Here is a 16095-nt window from a genome sequence, read left to right on the forward strand (position 1 = left end):
TTGATTGTCCGTAGAACCGGCGAATCTCTAAGGTAGCTCCATTGATAGATGGAGGTACTCGTCATGGCTCAGGTTCAAATCATGTCCGTTATCGGCAGCGCCGTTCCCGCCTCGCTCAGGGCCTCGGGCCTGCTCGCCTGCTGGTATCTGATGCGCGACGGCGAAGCGATCAGCGGCCCGCTGACTTCGCTGCCCGCTGCGCAGGCACTGTCGCAGAAGATCGTCAGCGAGCCGTTCCACGCTTAAGGCAGTTGCACCTTGGGCTTGGTCTCGGCGAACAGCGCCCAGCTCGACATGAACAATGCCGCGATCAGCGGGCCGATCACAAAGCCGTTGAGGCCGAACACTGCCAGACCGCCAAGGGTCGAGATCAGAATCAGGTAATCGGGCATTTTGGTATCCTTGCCCACCAGAATCGGTCGCAGCACGTTGTCCACCAGACCGATCACGAACACCCCGAACAAGCCCAGCACCACGCCCTGCCAGATCATCCCGCTGAGCAGGAAATACACCGCCACCGGCGCCCAGACAATCCCCGCGCCCACTGCTGGCAGCAATGATAAAAATCCCATCAAGACCGCCCACAGCAATGCGCTGGGTATGTCGAGAAACCAGAAAATCGCTCCGCCCAACGCGCCTTGAGTCACCGCGACTACGAGATTGCCCTTCACCGTCGCCCGAACCACGCGGTTGAACTTCAACTGCAAGCGCCGCTTGTGGCCTTCCTCCAGTGGCACGGCGGTCCGCACCTTGCGCGCCAGTTCGGCGCCGTCACGCAGAAAGAAAAACAGCAGATACAGCATGATGAAAAAACTCACCACGAACTCGAACGTACCCTGACCAAAACTGAACGCTTGAGTGGCCAGGACCTGACTGCCCTGCATCGCCGATTTGACGATTTTCTCGCGCAGGCCATTGAGTTCGCCCATGCCGAAACGGTCGAGCAAGTGCTGAAAGTATGGCGGCAAGCTGTGCTTGAACTGCGCCATATACGCGGCAATGTCCAGCTCACCGCTTTCGATATTCTTGTAAACCGTCGCCCCCTCCTGTACCAGCAACACGCTGATGATGATCACCGGCAAAATCGCGATGACCAGACAGATGCTCAATGTGCACAGCGAGGTCAGGTTGCGTTGCCAGCCGAATTTCGCCTGCAACTTGCGTTGCATCGGCGCAAACAGGATGCCGAGGATCACCGCCCAGAACACTGCACCGTAGAACGGCAACAGGATCCAGATAAAGGCCACCGTGACCAGCACCAGCAGCACGGTCAGGGATTTGAATTGCAGACTCTTTTCGTTCATGTCCGGTCCATGTCAGTCAGGCGTCATGCACGCCCCGCTCCTTAGTCAGCCGTGGCGTGCACGAGTGCCATCTTTATTCATGGAGCATAGTTGCGGATCGCGCGAGCCGGTTATCAAACCGGCAACTGGGCATAGATCCAGATCAATAAATCCCGTCCGGATCTGCTTTACCCTGCCGCGCTTTTGCGACCGACACTGCCATGACCCCGACCCTCGCCGCTCCCGAACTGCTCGCCCCCGCCGGCACCCTGAAAAACATGCGCTACGCATTCGCCTATGGCGCCGATGCGGTCTATGCCGGTCAGCCGCGATACAGCCTGCGGGTACGCAACAACGAGTTCGATCACGCCAACCTGGCGCTGGGTATCCGCGAAGCGCAGGCGCAGGGCAAACGCTTCTACGTGGTGGTCAACATCGCCCCGCACAACGCCAAGCTGAAGACCTTCCTCAAGGATCTGGCGCCGGTCATCGAGATGGCGCCGGACGCGCTGATCATGTCCGACCCGGGCCTGATCATGCTCGTGCGCCGGCATTTCCCGCACATGCCGATCCATCTCTCGGTGCAGGCCAACACGGTGAACTGGGCGAGTGTCGAGTTCTGGCAGCAGCAGGGTGTGAGCCGGATCATCCTGTCGCGGGAGTTGTCGCTGGAAGAAATCGGCGAAATCCGCGAACAGGTGCCGGGCATGGAACTGGAAGTGTTCGTCCACGGCGCCTTGTGCATGGCCTATTCCGGGCGCTGCCTGCTGTCGGGCTACATGAACAAGCGCGACGCCAATCAGGGCACCTGCACCAACGCCTGTCGCTGGAAATACTCGGCGCAGCAAGCCACGGAGAACCAGCTTGGCGAGATCGTCCAGACTTTCCAGCCCGAGCCGACCCTGGGCCTCGGCGCACCTACCGATCAGGTGTTCCTGCTACAGGAGGCCAATCGCCCCGATGAATTGATGCCGGCGTTCGAGGACGAACACGGCACCTACATCATGAACGCCAAGGACCTGCGCGCGGTGCAGCACGTCGAGCGCCTGACGCGCATGGGCGTGCATTCGTTGAAGATCGAGGGCCGGACCAAATCGCACTTCTATTGCGCGCGCACCACCCAGGTGTATCGCCGGGCAATTGATGATGCGGTGGCCGGGCGTGAGTTCGATCGCAGCCTGATGACGGACCTGGAGTCACTGGCCCAGCGCGGCTACACCGAGGGTTTTCTGCGTCGGCATGTGCATGACGAGTATCAGAATTATCAGCACGGCAGCTCGGTGTCGGAGCGTCAGCAGTTTGTTGGCGAGTTGACTGGAGAGCGGCGTGAGGGGCTGGCCGAGGTCAAAGTGAAGAACCGTTTTGGTCTTGGCGATCATCTGGAATTGATGACGCCGAAGGGCAATTTTCATTTTGATCTGCGTGAGCTGCAGAGTGTTAAGGGTGAGGCCATCGAGGTAGCGCCGGGGGATGGGCATACGGTTTATGTGCCGATTCCGGAGGGGGTGGGTTTGCCGTTTGGGTTGTTGATGCGGGATATCGGTGGTGTCTGAAAAGCCCCTCACCCTAGCCCTCTCCCAGAGGGAGAGGGGACTGATTGGGGGATATTGGAGAGATCCACCGACCTGAACGTACTGCGCCGAATCCATAATCGACTCTTCCGATCAAGCACATTGGACTTGGCTGAATCCATAATCGACTCGGTCGTTCAGCTTGGCTGAATCCATAATCGACTCGGTCGTTCAGCTTGGCTGAATCCATAATCGACTCGATTGTTCAGGTCGGCGTATAACCCGAGACACCTCGGTCGGCCCCCTCTCCCTCCGGGAGAGGGCTGGTGATCTGGCTTAATGATTCTGGACACCCCTAAAGGGCGGTAATCTACGCCCAACGACGAGGTGTGATTTGACCAGACGCTATTTTTCGACAGATTTCAAACGGGACGCAGCTTGCCTGGTTTTGGATAAAGACTATTCGGTGAGCGAAGCCTGTGAAGCAATGGGCGTGGGCCCTACAGCTCTGCGCCGCTGGGTTGAGCAACTGCGTGCGGAGCGCAGCGGCAAGACGCCTGAGAAGTCCAAGGCCATGACCATTGACCAACAACGCATTCAGGAGCTGGAAGCAACAATCCGACGGATTGAGCGCGAAAAGGAAATTTTAAAAAAGGCTACAGCTCTCTTGATGTCGGATTCCCTCGATCGGTAAGGCTGGTCGAGGAGTTAAGCGAGCAATATCCAAGATCCGAGTTGTGCGTCGTATTTGGAATCAGCCGCAGCAGTTATTACGAGCGTCTGAAACAGCGGGCGAAAGTGGATGTCGAGCGCGATCGCCTAAAGATCAAGGCTGCTGAATTACATGAGCAAAGTCGCGGCTCAATGGGCGCGCGCAGCCTGTCAAAAGCGCTGTGTAACGAAAAAGAGTCGGTAGGTCGTTACATGGCTCGTAGCCTGATGCGCGAGCTCGGTTTGAAGAGCCAGCAACGGCGCAGGCATCGTTACAAACCTAGCGGCGCGGAGGCTCAATACGCCCCCAATCATCTGGAGCGTAAATTCAATGTCGAGGCCCCCAATCGAGTGTGGTGTGGCGACGTGACTTACATTTGGGCCGGTACTTACTGGGTTTATCTGGCTGCTGTACTTGATCTGCATGCCCGCCGCATCGTCGGCTGGGCGATGTCCAGAAGTCCGGATTCAGCTCTGACCTGTCGAGCGTTAAAGATGGCTTTCGAGTCGCGAGGACGCCCTGAAAACCTAATGTTCCATTCGGATCAGGGCTGTCATTACAGCAGTAAAATGTTTCGTGAAACGCTGGCGGACATGCGCATAAAACAAAGCATGAGTCGACGAGGAAACTGCTGGGATAACGCCCCGATGGAGCGTTTCTTTGGCAGTTTGAAATCTGAATGGATACCCAAGGCTGGCTACCGAAACGAAGATGAGGCCAGTACCGATGTGTTGCGCTACCTGACCCATTATTACAATCGGATCAGGCTGCACAGTTACAACGGATATCGGACTCCGGTAGCAATGGAAGCCTTGGCAGCATGAGAAATGACCTAAACCCTATAACTTTGTCCAGTATCGTTTGACCAGATCATGGGCGGGCGGCGTTCCGATGAGGGTAGCTTTTCCTACGCAACAAACTCCTCCCGCAACATCGCCACAAACGCCTCCCGCGCCGGATGCACCCCGGCGTTTTCATGCCAGTAAAACAAATTGTCGACGGCGGTCAATTCAGCAAACTCATAACCCACACACCCGGCCCCTTTCGCGTACTGCTCAAACACGCCCTTGGGCACCAGCGCCACTCCCGCCCCGGCGCTCACACAACCGACAATCGCGCCATAACTGGCCAGGCTTACAATCGGCAGCGACAGCCCCTGACGCAACAACCAATGCTCCAGCGCCGCCCGATACGGACAACCCTGCGGCCACATGAACACGGTTTTGTCCTGCAGATCTTCGATGCCGCGCACTGGCCCGAACGAGGTCGACGCAATCAACAGCAATTCCTCGCGATACATCGGCGTGCGCCTGAGCTGCGAACGTTCGACGTCCACCGCGACAATCGCGCCATCGAGGCGATGACCAACGGTATCGTCGAGCAATTGCGCCCAAGTGCCCGTGGTGAGTTCCAGCGCCACTTGCGGATAGCGCTGGTGAAACTTCGCCAGCAAGCGCGGCAAGCGCCCGGTCGCCGAGGACTCGATTGCACCGATGCGCAACGGCCCGGACGGCTCGGCCGAAGGATCAACCGCACGCTTCGCTTCAGCGGTCAGCGCCAGAATCTTTTCCGCATAGGCGAGAAACGTCTGGCCCGCCGGACTGATGCGCAACCCGCGCCCCTCACGCAGGAACAGCGCGACACCCAGTTCCGCCTCGAGCGCCTTGATCCGCGCGGTGATGTTCGACGGCACGCAGAACAGCTTTTGCGCCGCTCGCGCGATGCTGCCAACCTCGGCCACGGTCTTGAACATACGGATTTGTGCCAGCTCCATACCCATCACTCTGAGTGAACATTCTGCGCAGTATAAGTCAGTTGTGGCGAATGATTGGCGACCCGGATACTCGGCGCATCAACACCACCGAGCGCTTGATCATGCCGCCCCCTTCCCCACTGAAAATCCTCTTGGCGATGGCCTTCGTCGTTGCTTGCTGGGCGTATTCGCCGACCGGCATTCACATCGGATTGCAAGCCTACGAACCCGGGCATCTGGCGTTGCTGCGGTTTCTCCTGGCATCGTTGTTCATGGCCGTGATCGCCGTTTTCAAAGGCATTCGCCTGCCGCATTGGCGGGATGTACCGCTGTTATTCGCCCTGGGCTTCTTCGCCGTCAGCCTGCATCACGTTGCGCTGAACATCGGCCAGCAAAGCGTCAGTGCCGGCGCTTCCAGTGTGTTGGCGCAATCGAGTCCGCTGTTCAGCACGTTGCTGGCGCGCTTCGTGTTCAAAGATCAGGTCAGCGCCTGGCGCTGGGGTTGTGTGTTGCTCGGGTTTGTCGGTGTGGTGATCGTGGTCAGCGGTGACAAAGGTTTGGGCGACATTGATGCGCATGCGCTGCTGATCCTGTTGGCGGCAATTTCATGGAGCGTTTATTTCGCTCTGCAGAAGCATCATGCACGGCGTTACGACGGTTTCAATCTGGCGTGCTACGCGGTGTGGTCGGGGACGTTGATGCTGCTGATCTATCTACCGGGGCTGGGTCAAGCCGTGCTGAATGCGCCGTTGCGGGTGCAGTCGGCGGTGTTGGCGTTGGGCGTTTTTCCCAGTGCGCTGGCCTATCTGACGTGGGGCTTTGTGCTCAAGCATGTGGATCTGAGTCGGGCGACGATGACGTTGTATTTGATTCCGCCGACGGCGATGGGGATTGCGTCGGTCGGGTTGGGTGAGCGACCGACGTTGCTGGTGCTGGTGGGGTCGGTGGTGGTGTTGATCAGTGTGTTGGCGTTGAATCTGGAGCGGCGGGTTGGTTTAGTCAGGACAGCCGGGATCTGATCTGAAATCTGTTTTGAAGCGTATGCCGTCTTCGCGAGCAGGTCGAGTCGTCGCACCGTCGCTCCCACAGGGAAAAGCGTTTCAATGTGGGAGCGACGGTGCGACGACTCGACCTGCTCGCGAAGGGGCCAGCACAGACAACACATTAATCAAAGCCACCGATCAGCGCCGATCATCCGACAACGGCGTCGGCTCATCCGCCGGCGGCACGTCCTCATCTTCCGCCGGCGGATCCTGCCAGTCCTCCGGCCGATCAGCATCGCTTAACGGATCACGCCCCGGATTCATCCCCGGCGGTGCATCGTGATCGGCCAAGGTCGGTTCATCGGAACCAGGCATCGGCCGGGTTGGATCGGTTGGCAGCACACCACCCTGAAACAGCAAATCATTAGCCATGACACACCTCACCAAGGAGGTCCGGAATACCCGGGCCGTACCACTTGGAATCAGGCCTGTGTACGGCGTGCTATCGAACAGACCAACGGTGTTCAACCCTGCGCGGAAAATCGGTCGCGGCTGTTGGTCAGGTGCAGCCACATGGCCGCTCGTGCGGCATCCGCATCCTGACGTTTGATCGCGTTCAAGATCGCCTCGTGCTCCAGATGAGCCAGTTGCCCGAGCTTGCTCAAATCCGCCGCACCGCGTTCAGCTGCATTGAGCCGGTTACGCGGAATCATCGCACTGCCCAAGTGCTGCATGATTTCGCTGAAGCAGATGTTGCCGGTGGCTTCGGCGATCAGCAGATGAAAGCGCCGATCGGCCTCGACGCAACTGTCGTTGTTGTCCAGTAACCGCTGGTAGTCATCCAGCGCCTGACGCATTTGCAGCAATTGCTGCTCGCTCCGCCGCTGCGCCGCCAGTGCCGCTGCCTGGGTTTCCAGGCCCAGGCGCAGTTCAAGAATGCTGCGCACACCGAGCGCGGTATCGACATTCAGGCGCAAGCCCTGCTCCGGCGCGCGCTCGATGACGAACGTGCCGATGCCATGGCGGGTCTCCACCAGTCCCGAAGCCTGCAACTTGGAAATCGCCTCGCGCACCACGGTGCGGCTGACGCCGTGTTCCTGAACGATGGAATTCTCCGACGGCAGTTTGTCGCCAGGGGACAACTGACCGAGCAGGATGCTCTGGGTGAGCTTCTCCACCAGATCATGGGCGAGGTTGTGCGCACGTTTGCGAGCGGGAGCGTCGAGGTCTTCTTGCATGGTCGGTTCCGGTGATCGGGGCTTGCGGATCGTAGCACTGTGCGAGCACTGACGAGATTGATTCTAGCGTCACAACTTGTATGACAACACTTAAATCAGAGCACGATAGCTTCATGCCTTTCTGCCAATTTGAACCGGTATACCGTAAAAACAAATCACCCACCGCCCGCCACAACCTCTAGAAAATACTGGATAAAAATACGAAAAAGCATAAAAAAACGACCTTTCAGAGAAAATTAATCACTCCCCCCCACTTGTAGGACAAAAATTCTCAGTTGTATGATGTCTAGCAACAACGCAGCACCTGCCCTACCCCGCATAAAAATAATCAGTGGGAGAAAACCAAGTGAAAACCTCCGTCTCCGGGATGAACGAGGGCGTCGATTCGACACTCGCGTCCGCCATCTCGAAAGTGAAACGCCACGTCCTGCCGCTCTTCGTGATCATGTTCATCGTCAATTACATTGACCGGGTGAACATCGGTTTCGTCCGCACCCACATGGAACACGACCTCGGCATCGGTGCCGCCGCTTATGGCTTCGGCGCCGGGCTGTTCTTCATCGGATACGCGCTGTTCGAAGTCCCGTCGAACATGCTGCTGCAGAAAGTCGGCGCACGCATCTGGCTGACCCGCATCATGTTCACCTGGGGACTGGTCGCCGCCGGCATGGCGTTCATCCAGAACGAAACCCACTTCTACGTGTTGCGCTTTTTGCTCGGCGTGGCCGAGGCCGGCTTCTTTCCCGGGGTGATCTATTACTTCACCCGTTGGCTGCCCGGCGCCGAACGCGGCAAGGCGATTGCGATCTTCCTCAGCGGCTCTGCCGTGGCCTCGCTGATCTCCGGCCCATTGTCCGGTCTGCTCCTGCAGATCAACGGGCTGGGCATGCACGGCTGGCAATGGATGTACTTCATTGAAGGAATGTTCTCCGTGTGCCTGTGCGTCTTCGTCTGGTTCTGGCTCGACGCCAAACCCCACGACGCGAAATGGCTGAGCCGCGCCGAACAGGACGCATTGGTCAACGCCATCGACGCTGAACAGAAGGCCCGCGAAGCCGCGACGCCGATCCGGCCATCGATGGGCAAACTGCTCAAGGACCGTCAGATCATCCTGTTCTGCCTGATCTACTTCTTCATTCAGTTGACCATCTACGCGGCAACCTTCTGGCTGCCGAGCATCATCAAGAAAATGGGCGAGATGGGCGACTTCCAGGTCGGCCTGTTCAACTCGATTCCGTGGTTGCTGTCGATCATCGGCATGTACGCCTTCGCTTCGTTCTCGGCCAAGTGGAAACACCAGCAGGCGTGGGTCGCCACCGCCCTGTTGATCGCCGCTGCGGGGATGTTCATGTCCACCACCGGCGGGCCGATCTTCGCTTTCGTCGCGATCTGTTTTGCCGCGCTGGGCTTCAAATCCGCATCGTCGCTGTTCTGGCCGATTCCGCAGGCGTATCTGGATGCCCGCATCGCTGCGGCGGTGATCGCGTTGATCAACTCGGTGGGCAACCTTGGCGGCTTTGTGGCGCCGACCACGTTCGGCCTGCTCGAAGAACACACCGGCTCGATTCAGGGCGGCCTCTATGGCCTGGCGGCGACCTCGATCATCGCCGCGATCATTGTCTTCTTTGCACGCACCACGCCGAAACCTGCTGCCGACATCGCCGTGGTCGAGACCGCGCCGAAACACGCCTGACGTCCATTTTTAAGATTGCGTATTAAGGATAAGAACATGACCGCACACGACACCGCCAAAGCCCCGTTCATCACCGACATGCAAGTCATCCCGGTGGCCGGCCATGACGGCATGCTGCTCAATCTGAGTGGCGCCCACGGGCCGTTTTTCACCCGCAACATCGTCATTCTCAAGGACAACGCCGGTCACACCGGCGTCGGTGAAGTGCCCGGTGGCGAGCGTATTCGCCAGACCCTGGAAGACGCGCGCAGCCTGGTGGTCGGCAGCCCGATCGGCACTTATCAGAAGATTCTCAATCAAGTGCGCCAGACCTTCGCCGACCGCGATGCTGGCGGCCGTGGCGTGCAGACTTTTGACCTGCGCATCACCATTCACGCGGTCACCGGCCTCGAAGCCGCGTTGCTCGATCTGCTCGGCCAGCACCTCGATGTACCGGTGGCGGCATTGCTCGGCGAAGGTCAGCAACGCGATGAAGTGAAGATGCTCGGTTATCTGTTCTACGTTGGCGATCAGCGCGAAACCGACCTCGCCTATCGTAGCGAGCCGGACGCTGACAATGACTGGTTTCGCGTGCGTCACGAGAAAGCCATGACTGCCGAAGCCGTGGTGCGCCTCGCCGAAGCGGCCCACGCGAAGTACGGTTTCAAGGACTTCAAGCTCAAGGGCGGCGTGCTCAGTGGCGATGCGGAAATCGAAGCGGTCACAGCACTGGCCGAACGCTTTCCTGATGCGCGCATCACCCTCGATCCGAACGGCGCCTGGTCACTGAAAGAAGCCATTCGCTTGTGCCGCGACCAGCATCAGGTGCTCGCCTACGCCGAAGACCCGTGCGGCGCAGAAAACGGTTATTCCGGCCGCGAAGTGATGGCCGAATTCCGTCGCGCCACTGGACTGAAAACCGCCACCAACATGATCGCCACGGACTGGCGCGAAATGGGCCATGCGATCCAGTTGCAGTCGGTGGACATTCCGCTGGCCGACCCGCACTTCTGGACCATGCAGGGTTCGGTTCGCGTGGCGCAGATGTGCCATGAATGGGGCCTGACCTGGGGTTCGCATTCCAACAACCACTTCGATATCTCGCTGGCGATGTTCACCCATGTCGCCGCTGCTGCGCCGGGTGAGATCACCGCGATCGACACCCACTGGATCTGGCAGGACGGTCAGCGGTTGACCAAGGCGCCGCTGCAAATTGTCGACGGTCTGGTGCAGGTGCCGAAGAAGCCGGGGCTGGGCGTCGAGCTGGATATGGATCAGGTGGCCAAGGCTCATGAACTGTATAAAGGCATGGGCCTCGGCGCGCGGGACGACAGCGTGGCGATGCAGTTTCTGATTCCGGGGTGGAAGTTCGATAACAAGCGGCCGTGTCTGGTGCGCTGACACGCGCTCTTGAACCCACCACCCTCCCCTGTGGGAGCGAGCCTGCTCGCGAATGCGGTGTAACAGCCAACATTTTTGTCGACTGAAGCACCGCTTTCGCGAGCAGGCTCGCTCCCACAGGGGCTATGTTTAACCAGGGAGTTGCAGCAGCCAGTTTTTGAAGGCGAGCATCGCCGCCGTTTCAGGCCGTGACTGCAACCGCGTCAACCAGTAACTCCCCGTCGTAATCTCAATCGCAAACGGCTGACAAATCGCATCCGCTGCCAGTTGCCGGGCGAACATCAGCGGCGGCGCCAATGCCACCCCGCTGCCCTGCAAAGCCGCTTCCATCATCGCCAACGACGAATCAAACACAATGCTCTGCGGCGGTGCCGCCTGAGTTGCCAGACCGGCAGCCTGAAACCATTCCGGCCATTCATCGGTGCGATACGAACGCAACAACGTCTGCTGCAACAAATCCCCCGGCGAATGCAATTGCCGGGCGATCTCCGGCACGCACAACACCGACAGCGGCGCCTCGAGCAAATGCGTCGCCTCGATGCCATGCCACGCCCCGGCGCCAAAACGGATCGCGTAATCCAGCCCTTCCGCCGCCACATCCACACGATTATTGTTCGTCGACAGCCGCAAATCCATGAGCGGATGTTTCGCCCGGAAGTCCGCCAGCCTCGGTAACAACCAACCTACGGCGAAGGTGCCCACCGCACCGACGGTCAACATTTCGCGATACTGTCCTCCGGCGAGACGCTCAAGAATCTGCGCGATGTGATCGAACGAGGTGCTCAGCACGGGCAGCAAAGTTTCGCCCTCGCTGGTCAGCATCAGCCCACGGGGCAGGCGTTTGAACAGGGTTACGTTAAGTTGCGCCTCAAGGCTTTTGACCTGGTGGCTGACGGCAGCCTGGGTGACGCACAGTTCCACGGCGGCGCGGGTGAAGCTCAAATGACGTGCGGACGCTTCAAAGGCGCGCAGTGCGTTGAGCGGCAATTGCGGTCGAATCATGCCCAGTCCCAAATTTTTCTAATGGCTCGTGCGAGTTTTCGTCGTTTGTCGATTGGCATCGCGCTGACTAGATTGGCGGCGCTGATCAGTCGCCCAACACAGAAATCGCCCGCAGTGTAGCGGGATAACGTCATCAACACTCATGGAGAGTGGTTCACTCATGTCATCCATTCAATCGAGCAAAGTCATTTCCTGCGCCGCTTTCGGCTTGTTTTTCGGCGCCACATCCTGTCTCGCCGCCGCGCCCGACGCTGTGCAGTTGCAAGCGTTGGTCAACGACGCGGTAACGCCCGTGATGCAGCAGCAGAACATTCCCGGCCTGAGCGTGGCGCTGACCATCAACGGCAAGGCGCATTACTTTAACTACGGCGTCGCCAGCAAAGACACCGGTAAGAAAGTCAGCGAAAACACACTGTTCGAAATCGGTTCTGTGAGCAAAACCTTCACCGCTACCCTCGCCGGCTACGCCCAAGCGACCGGCAAACTCGATCTGTCGACCAAGGCCAGTCAGCTCTGGCCCGAGTTGAAAGGCAGCGCTTTCGACACTATCAGCGTGCTGCAACTGGGTACGTACAGTGCCGGCGGTTTGCCGCTGCAATTCCCGGACAGTGCGGATTCGTCTGACAAGATGCTCGGCTATTTCCAACAGTGGAAACCGGTATATCCCGCCGGCAGCCATCGCCAGTACTCCAACCCGAGTCTGGGCCTGTTCGGCTATCTGGCCGCGAAAAGCCTCGGCCAGCCGTTTGATCAGGCGATGACACACACCCTGCTGCCGAAACTCGGTTTGCAGCACACCTACCTCAGTGTGCCTGCCGCGCAAATGGATCTGTATGCACAGGGCTATGACAAGAACGGCAAACCGGTGCGCGTCACGCCCGGTGCGCTGGACGCGCAGGCCTATGGCGTGAAAACCAGCGCGGTGGACATGCTGCGTTACGTACAGGCCAATCTGAAACCTGAAACGCTTGAAGCGGTACTGCAAAAAACCATCGCCAACACCCACACCGGTTACTACACCGTCGGCGATATGACTCAGGGTTTGGGTTGGGAAATGTACCGCTACCCGATCAGCCTCGATCGTTTGCTGGCGGGCAACTCGACGGAAATGGCCATGCAGGCACACAAGGTGCAGTGGCTGAATCCGCCGCAACCGCAGCCGCATGATGTGTTGATCAACAAGACTGGCTCTACCGGTGGGTTCGGGACCTACGTGGCGTTTGTGCCGAGCAAGGACATTGGCATCGTGATCATGGCCAACAAGAACTTCCCGATTCCTGAGCGGGTGAAAATCGCCCACAAAATCCTCAGCGCTGTCACTGACTGAAAATCAAAAGATCGCAGCCTGCGGCAGCTCCTACAGGATCGGGTTTTCACTCGGTCAATGTAGGAGCTGCCGCAGGCTGCGATCTTTTGTCTTTAAAGCTGCGCCTGCAACTTCCAGCCGATGACATCCATCAAGTCGCAGCTATCGCGCAACGGGATCGCCATCACCCGGGCGAAATCCTGCAGCAGCAAGGTGTCATGTCCCTTGCCATCCCCCAGCGCCAGGGTCTCCATCAATTGCGTCACACAGCGCAAACGGTAAGCCGCTGTGCCGTGCAGCACATCTACCGGTGCTTCGCGGTCGATCAGCAGAGCGGGAATCTTGCAGTCAATCCCGGTCAGCGGAATGTATCGCGTCATGTTTGAACCTCCCTGTTCAATGTTGCGTCGCCGCCGGTGGATCGAGATTGTCCAGCGCTCGGTTGACCAGCAACTCGCCGAGCACCGCCAATTGCTGAATCGACAAGGCACGGCTGCGCGGTGAACCCTGCAGTTCATCGGCCAGGTCGGTGGTCAGGACGTTAAGTGAAGCGAGGGTTTCGCAAGCGTGGCAGAGCAGCGTGGGGGTATCGATATCGGGGAGGATGGTGAAGAGATGACTGATGGGATCAGGGTGATGGGGGTTGCGTAAGCGAGGGTTGTTGGCGTCGAAGGATCCCGAATCTATGGGGGATTCGGGAGGGTTTGGCGTGTGTTTTTTCATAAGTAAATGACCTCTAAACATGGGAGAAAAAACTGCCAAACTCACTTCCACGAGAGGGTGGCAGCTTTGCGCAGGGGTGGAAGTCCGGGGAGGTCGAGAGACCCGGTGCACTCGAGAGTGCTCCTGCGCATAGCTGCCATAAGCAAACAATGTTGGCATAAAAACCGCCAACATGTGTTCACAGGCGCACATGCGCTCACGACCAACACCGGACTTCCACACCCGACCACTGTGTTTTGCAGCGGCCAAAGAAGACTATCCCTCCTCTCCAAAACCCACCAGTTCACCACCGCCGCCGCGACTTGCAGGAAAAATCCGCGGGGTCTGAAGGGGATTTGTGTCAGACATTTCGGCAGGCACATGCTGCAACGACTTTGGGTTAGCGAATGAACTTGTTGTATCTACACTGCATCGAGTCAATCTTTGGACGAGGATGGCGTCGAGCAAAGAAACAGTCATTCGAAGGGCGCAGTGATGGAAATTAAAAGTTTGAAGCTTACGGATGTCGGACACTTTGGAGACATGGATATTCAGTTTGCCCCTACCCTGACACACCGCTCGAACATCACGGTGCTGGTGGGAAACAACGGCAGCGGAAAAACCACCATTCTGAAATCACTGAATATTTGTCTGAGCTGGCTGATCGCAAAAATTCGCTCCAATAAAGGCAATGGCAAATACCTTGTCGATGAAGACATTCGCAACGGCGCCTCAGGCGCCGTCCTTTCGATTGGCATCACCGACCTTTCACACCCGCGCGCAACTGACAGTGATGCGGGTTCCGAAAACGAATTATTCGTATGGGGCGCAGCCCGAAGTCGCCAGGAAGGTGCAGTCTCGGACCGTGGATATTTAAACGAAGTCAGACTGCTTGCAGACCACTACCGCACTCAACTCACCGCCGACGATAGCGCCTCACTCCCGCTGATCGCTTATTACCCAGCCGAACGTTGCGTTCTCGACATCCCGCTTAAAATGACCAGCAAACAAGCCTCTGATCAACTCGACGGCTACGACACCAGCTTCAACGGTGGCGCCGACTTTCGCGGTTTTTTCGAATGGTTTCGTGAACGTGAGGACAGCGAAAACGAGGACGGGATTTCCGATACCGCACTGGCCGAAGTCGCGGAAAAATTCGGTACTGACAGCGACGTTTATAAAACGCTCGCCAACGTGAAAGCCTCCTCCCGCGACCGCCAGTTGACTGCCGTGCGTTCGGCCATCGCCGCGTTCATGCCGGATTTCTCCAACCTGCGTGTGCAGCGCAAACCACATCTGCATATGGCAGTCGACAAACATGGCGCAACATTCAATGTCACTCAGCTCTCGCTTGGCGAAAAGTCGCTGATTGCGTTGGTGGGTGACATGGCCAGGCGTCTGGCGATGATGAACCCGTCGATGGACAACCCGCTGCACGGCGACGGCATTGTTCTGATCGACGAGGTGGAATTGCGCATGGATCCACAATGGCAGCTTGGTCTGATTGCACAGTTAAGTACGACCTTTCCCAATTGCCAGTTCGTGTTGACCACGCATTCTCCACTGGTCGTAGGTAATACCAAAGGTGTGCTGGTTTACCTGCTTGATGAGGGCGATAGCCGTGGGTAGACAAGTTGCTGCGAGGGCATCAGTGCCAGCAAATATGCAGGTAACGGAATAAACATTGTAGGAGTGAGCCTGCTCGCGATAGCGGTGTATCAGTCAACGCTGATGGTGACTGATACACCGCTATCGCGAGCAGGCTCACTCCTACAGGGGACGCGTTTTATCCAGTGAGTGTGCGATCAGTCATCCGGCATTTCCGGCGGCTTGGCTGGTTTCGCAGGCTTGGCGGGTTTGGCGTTCTTCGTGCCTTTTGCCGGTTCCGGGGTAGCAGCAACCGGTGCCTGAGCCGCAGCGGCCGCTTCCTTCTCAGCCATTGGCATGGCATCGATGGTGTCAAAGATCTTCTTCAAGTCCACTGCCTTTGCTTCATCCCCCGACGCTGAAAGCTTGGTCTCGCCGTCCTTGCCCACCAGGAACACTTTCGGATACGCCCCGGCACCGAGCTTGAGCGAGCGCAGCAGCGCCATGGTGTCTTGCTGGCCCAGGTCCTTGCCGTCGAGTTGCCCGGACATGTTGAGGATGGTGTAGACCTTGATGTTGCGGTCGGTGACGCCCTTTTTGTTGGCGGGATCCTCCAGCGACTTTTTCAGGGCCACCCACACGGGGTCCACGGTGCTTTGTGCGATCACGATGAGCGGTCGGGCGCGGCCCATGTCCCCGGCGATGGGCGAATCGTTGTCAGCGGCGAACAAGGGGCCGGCAATCGCCAGCAAGAGTGTCAGGGTCAGTGACCTGATGAGCATGCGCATCTCCTTTTGATATCCACGCACTACTGATTGCGCATCGTGGCGATTGTTCCGGGACAACCCGGCAAATAGGTATCGCCTGTACAGAAGCTTAGGACAGGCACGACATTGCGCAACATCGCCGACGTGATCGCAACCCGGATTTGATTTACCTTTTATG

The 16095-nt window shown here is 58.2% G+C and carries 16 protein-coding genes; 8 read left to right on the forward strand and 8 right to left on the reverse strand.

Annotation, left to right across the window (positions count from 1 at the left end):
- The first annotated feature begins 63 nt into the window (after nucleotides 1-63).
- Complete coding sequence (locus ACRRSD_RS05125) at nucleotides 64-246, forward strand: hypothetical protein (RefSeq protein WP_007917359.1); 183 nt, start codon at nucleotides 64-66, stop codon at nucleotides 244-246.
- Here the strand turns inward: ACRRSD_RS05125 and ACRRSD_RS05130 are convergent.
- Entirely contained in the window at nucleotides 243-1304 is a 1062-nt protein-coding gene (locus ACRRSD_RS05130) for an AI-2E family transporter (protein ID WP_435037359.1), read from the reverse strand. The genes ACRRSD_RS05125 and ACRRSD_RS05130 overlap by 4 nt on opposite strands.
- 200 nt (nucleotides 1305-1504) lie before the next feature.
- Here ACRRSD_RS05130 and yegQ point away from each other — a divergent pair, with 200 nt between their 5' ends.
- Both yegQ and ACRRSD_RS05140 read left to right on the forward strand, forming a co-directional pair.
- Nucleotides 1505-2836 carry a tRNA 5-hydroxyuridine modification protein YegQ gene (yegQ, locus tag ACRRSD_RS05135; RefSeq protein ID WP_435037360.1) on the forward strand — a complete coding sequence of 444 codons (1332 nt, stop codon included), beginning with the start codon at nucleotides 1505-1507 and terminating at the stop codon, nucleotides 2834-2836.
- Between the two features lie 352 nt (nucleotides 2837-3188).
- Nucleotides 3189-4330, forward strand: a protein-coding gene (locus tag ACRRSD_RS05140) for an IS3 family transposase (protein ID WP_435037361.1) whose coding sequence is annotated in 2 segments (ribosomal slippage) — nucleotides 3189-3450 and nucleotides 3450-4330 — 1143 coding nt in all. Because the reading frame shifts where the segments join, the coding sequence is not laid out codon by codon here.
- 83 nt (nucleotides 4331-4413) lie between these two features.
- On the opposite strand, the gene ACRRSD_RS05145 is transcribed toward ACRRSD_RS05140, so the two are convergent.
- On the reverse strand, nucleotides 4414-5280 hold the full coding sequence (locus tag ACRRSD_RS05145; RefSeq protein WP_435037362.1) for a LysR family transcriptional regulator: 867 nt from the start codon (nucleotides 5278-5280) through the stop codon (nucleotides 4414-4416).
- Nucleotides 5281-5381: 101 nt separating this feature from the next.
- On the opposite strand from ACRRSD_RS05145, the gene ACRRSD_RS05150 reads away from it, so the two are divergent.
- Nucleotides 5382-6278, forward strand: a complete 897-nt coding sequence (locus tag ACRRSD_RS05150; protein ID WP_435037364.1) for a DMT family transporter — start codon at nucleotides 5382-5384, stop codon at nucleotides 6276-6278.
- A gap of 162 nt (nucleotides 6279-6440) precedes the next feature.
- On the opposite strand, the gene ACRRSD_RS05155 is transcribed toward ACRRSD_RS05150, so the two are convergent.
- Both ACRRSD_RS05155 and ACRRSD_RS05160 read right to left on the reverse strand, forming a co-directional pair.
- Nucleotides 6441-6674, reverse strand: coding sequence for a hypothetical protein (locus ACRRSD_RS05155; protein WP_435037365.1), 234 nt, complete (start codon nucleotides 6672-6674; stop codon nucleotides 6441-6443).
- Nucleotides 6675-6766: 92 nt separating this feature from the next.
- Nucleotides 6767-7480 (reverse strand): FadR/GntR family transcriptional regulator, encoded by a 714-nt coding sequence (locus tag ACRRSD_RS05160; protein WP_435037366.1) that lies wholly within the window; start codon nucleotides 7478-7480, stop codon nucleotides 6767-6769.
- A 346-nt stretch (nucleotides 7481-7826) separates the two neighbouring features.
- Between ACRRSD_RS05160 and ACRRSD_RS05165 the strand changes: the two genes are divergently transcribed.
- A complete protein-coding gene (locus ACRRSD_RS05165) occupies nucleotides 7827-9173 on the forward strand; it encodes an MFS transporter (RefSeq protein ID WP_435037368.1) in 1347 nt (448 codons plus the stop codon).
- Nucleotides 9174-9209: 36 nt separating this feature from the next.
- Complete coding sequence (gudD, locus tag ACRRSD_RS05170; protein ID WP_435037369.1) at nucleotides 9210-10553, forward strand: glucarate dehydratase; 1344 nt, start codon at nucleotides 9210-9212, stop codon at nucleotides 10551-10553.
- Between the two features lie 129 nt (nucleotides 10554-10682).
- Here gudD and ACRRSD_RS05175 read toward each other — a convergent pair whose 3' ends face one another.
- A complete protein-coding gene (locus ACRRSD_RS05175; RefSeq protein WP_435037371.1) occupies nucleotides 10683-11555 on the reverse strand; it encodes a LysR family transcriptional regulator in 873 nt (290 codons plus the stop codon).
- A gap of 160 nt (nucleotides 11556-11715) precedes the next feature.
- Between ACRRSD_RS05175 and ampC the strand changes: the two genes are divergently transcribed.
- Nucleotides 11716-12882, forward strand: coding sequence for a class C beta-lactamase (gene ampC / locus ACRRSD_RS05180; protein ID WP_435037372.1), 1167 nt, complete (start codon nucleotides 11716-11718; stop codon nucleotides 12880-12882).
- Nucleotides 12883-12974: 92 nt separating this feature from the next.
- Here ampC and ACRRSD_RS05185 read toward each other — a convergent pair whose 3' ends face one another.
- Together ACRRSD_RS05185 and ACRRSD_RS05190 are read right to left on the reverse strand one after the other, a co-directional pair.
- Nucleotides 12975-13241, reverse strand: a complete 267-nt coding sequence (locus tag ACRRSD_RS05185) for a hypothetical protein (protein WP_141130127.1) — start codon at nucleotides 13239-13241, stop codon at nucleotides 12975-12977.
- A gap of 16 nt (nucleotides 13242-13257) precedes the next feature.
- Complete coding sequence (locus ACRRSD_RS05190) at nucleotides 13258-13584, reverse strand: DUF6124 family protein (RefSeq protein ID WP_435037374.1); 327 nt, start codon at nucleotides 13582-13584, stop codon at nucleotides 13258-13260.
- 423 nt (nucleotides 13585-14007) lie between these two features.
- Between ACRRSD_RS05190 and ACRRSD_RS05195 the strand changes: the two genes are divergently transcribed.
- Complete coding sequence (locus ACRRSD_RS05195) at nucleotides 14008-15192, forward strand: AAA family ATPase (RefSeq protein ID WP_435037375.1); 1185 nt, start codon at nucleotides 14008-14010, stop codon at nucleotides 15190-15192.
- A gap of 176 nt (nucleotides 15193-15368) precedes the next feature.
- Here ACRRSD_RS05195 and ACRRSD_RS05200 read toward each other — a convergent pair whose 3' ends face one another.
- Complete coding sequence (locus ACRRSD_RS05200) at nucleotides 15369-15932, reverse strand: DUF4174 domain-containing protein (protein ID WP_435037376.1); 564 nt, start codon at nucleotides 15930-15932, stop codon at nucleotides 15369-15371.
- Between the last annotated feature and the right edge of the window lie 163 nt (nucleotides 15933-16095).

Source organism: Pseudomonas neuropathica (assembly GCF_051174785.1).
GTDB lineage: Bacteria > Pseudomonadota > Gammaproteobacteria > Pseudomonadales > Pseudomonadaceae > Aquipseudomonas > Aquipseudomonas neuropathica_A.

Coding starts and splice junctions, on each gene's coding strand:
- ACRRSD_RS05150 (WP_435037364.1), top strand. CDS start 5,382: ATGCCGCCCCCTTCCCCACTGAAAATCCTCTTGGCGATGGCCTTCGTC.
- ampC (WP_435037372.1), top strand. CDS start 11,716: ATGTCATCCATTCAATCGAGCAAAGTCATTTCCTGCGCCGCTTTCGGC.
- ACRRSD_RS05200 (WP_435037376.1), bottom strand. CDS start 15,932: ATGCTCATCAGGTCACTGACCCTGACACTCTTGCTGGCGATTGCCGGC.
- ACRRSD_RS05125 (WP_007917359.1), top strand. CDS start 64: ATGGCTCAGGTTCAAATCATGTCCGTTATCGGCAGCGCCGTTCCCGCC.
- ACRRSD_RS05130 (WP_435037359.1), bottom strand. CDS start 1,304: ATGAACGAAAAGAGTCTGCAATTCAAATCCCTGACCGTGCTGCTGGTG.
- ACRRSD_RS05160 (WP_435037366.1), bottom strand. CDS start 7,480: ATGCAAGAAGACCTCGACGCTCCCGCTCGCAAACGTGCGCACAACCTC.
- yegQ (WP_435037360.1), top strand. CDS start 1,505: ATGACCCCGACCCTCGCCGCTCCCGAACTGCTCGCCCCCGCCGGCACC.
- ACRRSD_RS05175 (WP_435037371.1), bottom strand. CDS start 11,555: ATGATTCGACCGCAATTGCCGCTCAACGCACTGCGCGCCTTTGAAGCG.
- ACRRSD_RS05145 (WP_435037362.1), bottom strand. CDS start 5,280: ATGGAGCTGGCACAAATCCGTATGTTCAAGACCGTGGCCGAGGTTGGC.
- ACRRSD_RS05155 (WP_435037365.1), bottom strand. CDS start 6,674: ATGGCTAATGATTTGCTGTTTCAGGGTGGTGTGCTGCCAACCGATCCA.
- gudD (WP_435037369.1), top strand. CDS start 9,210: ATGACCGCACACGACACCGCCAAAGCCCCGTTCATCACCGACATGCAA.
- ACRRSD_RS05190 (WP_435037374.1), bottom strand. CDS start 13,584: ATGAAAAAACACACGCCAAACCCTCCCGAATCCCCCATAGATTCGGGA.
- ACRRSD_RS05185 (WP_141130127.1), bottom strand. CDS start 13,241: ATGACGCGATACATTCCGCTGACCGGGATTGACTGCAAGATTCCCGCT.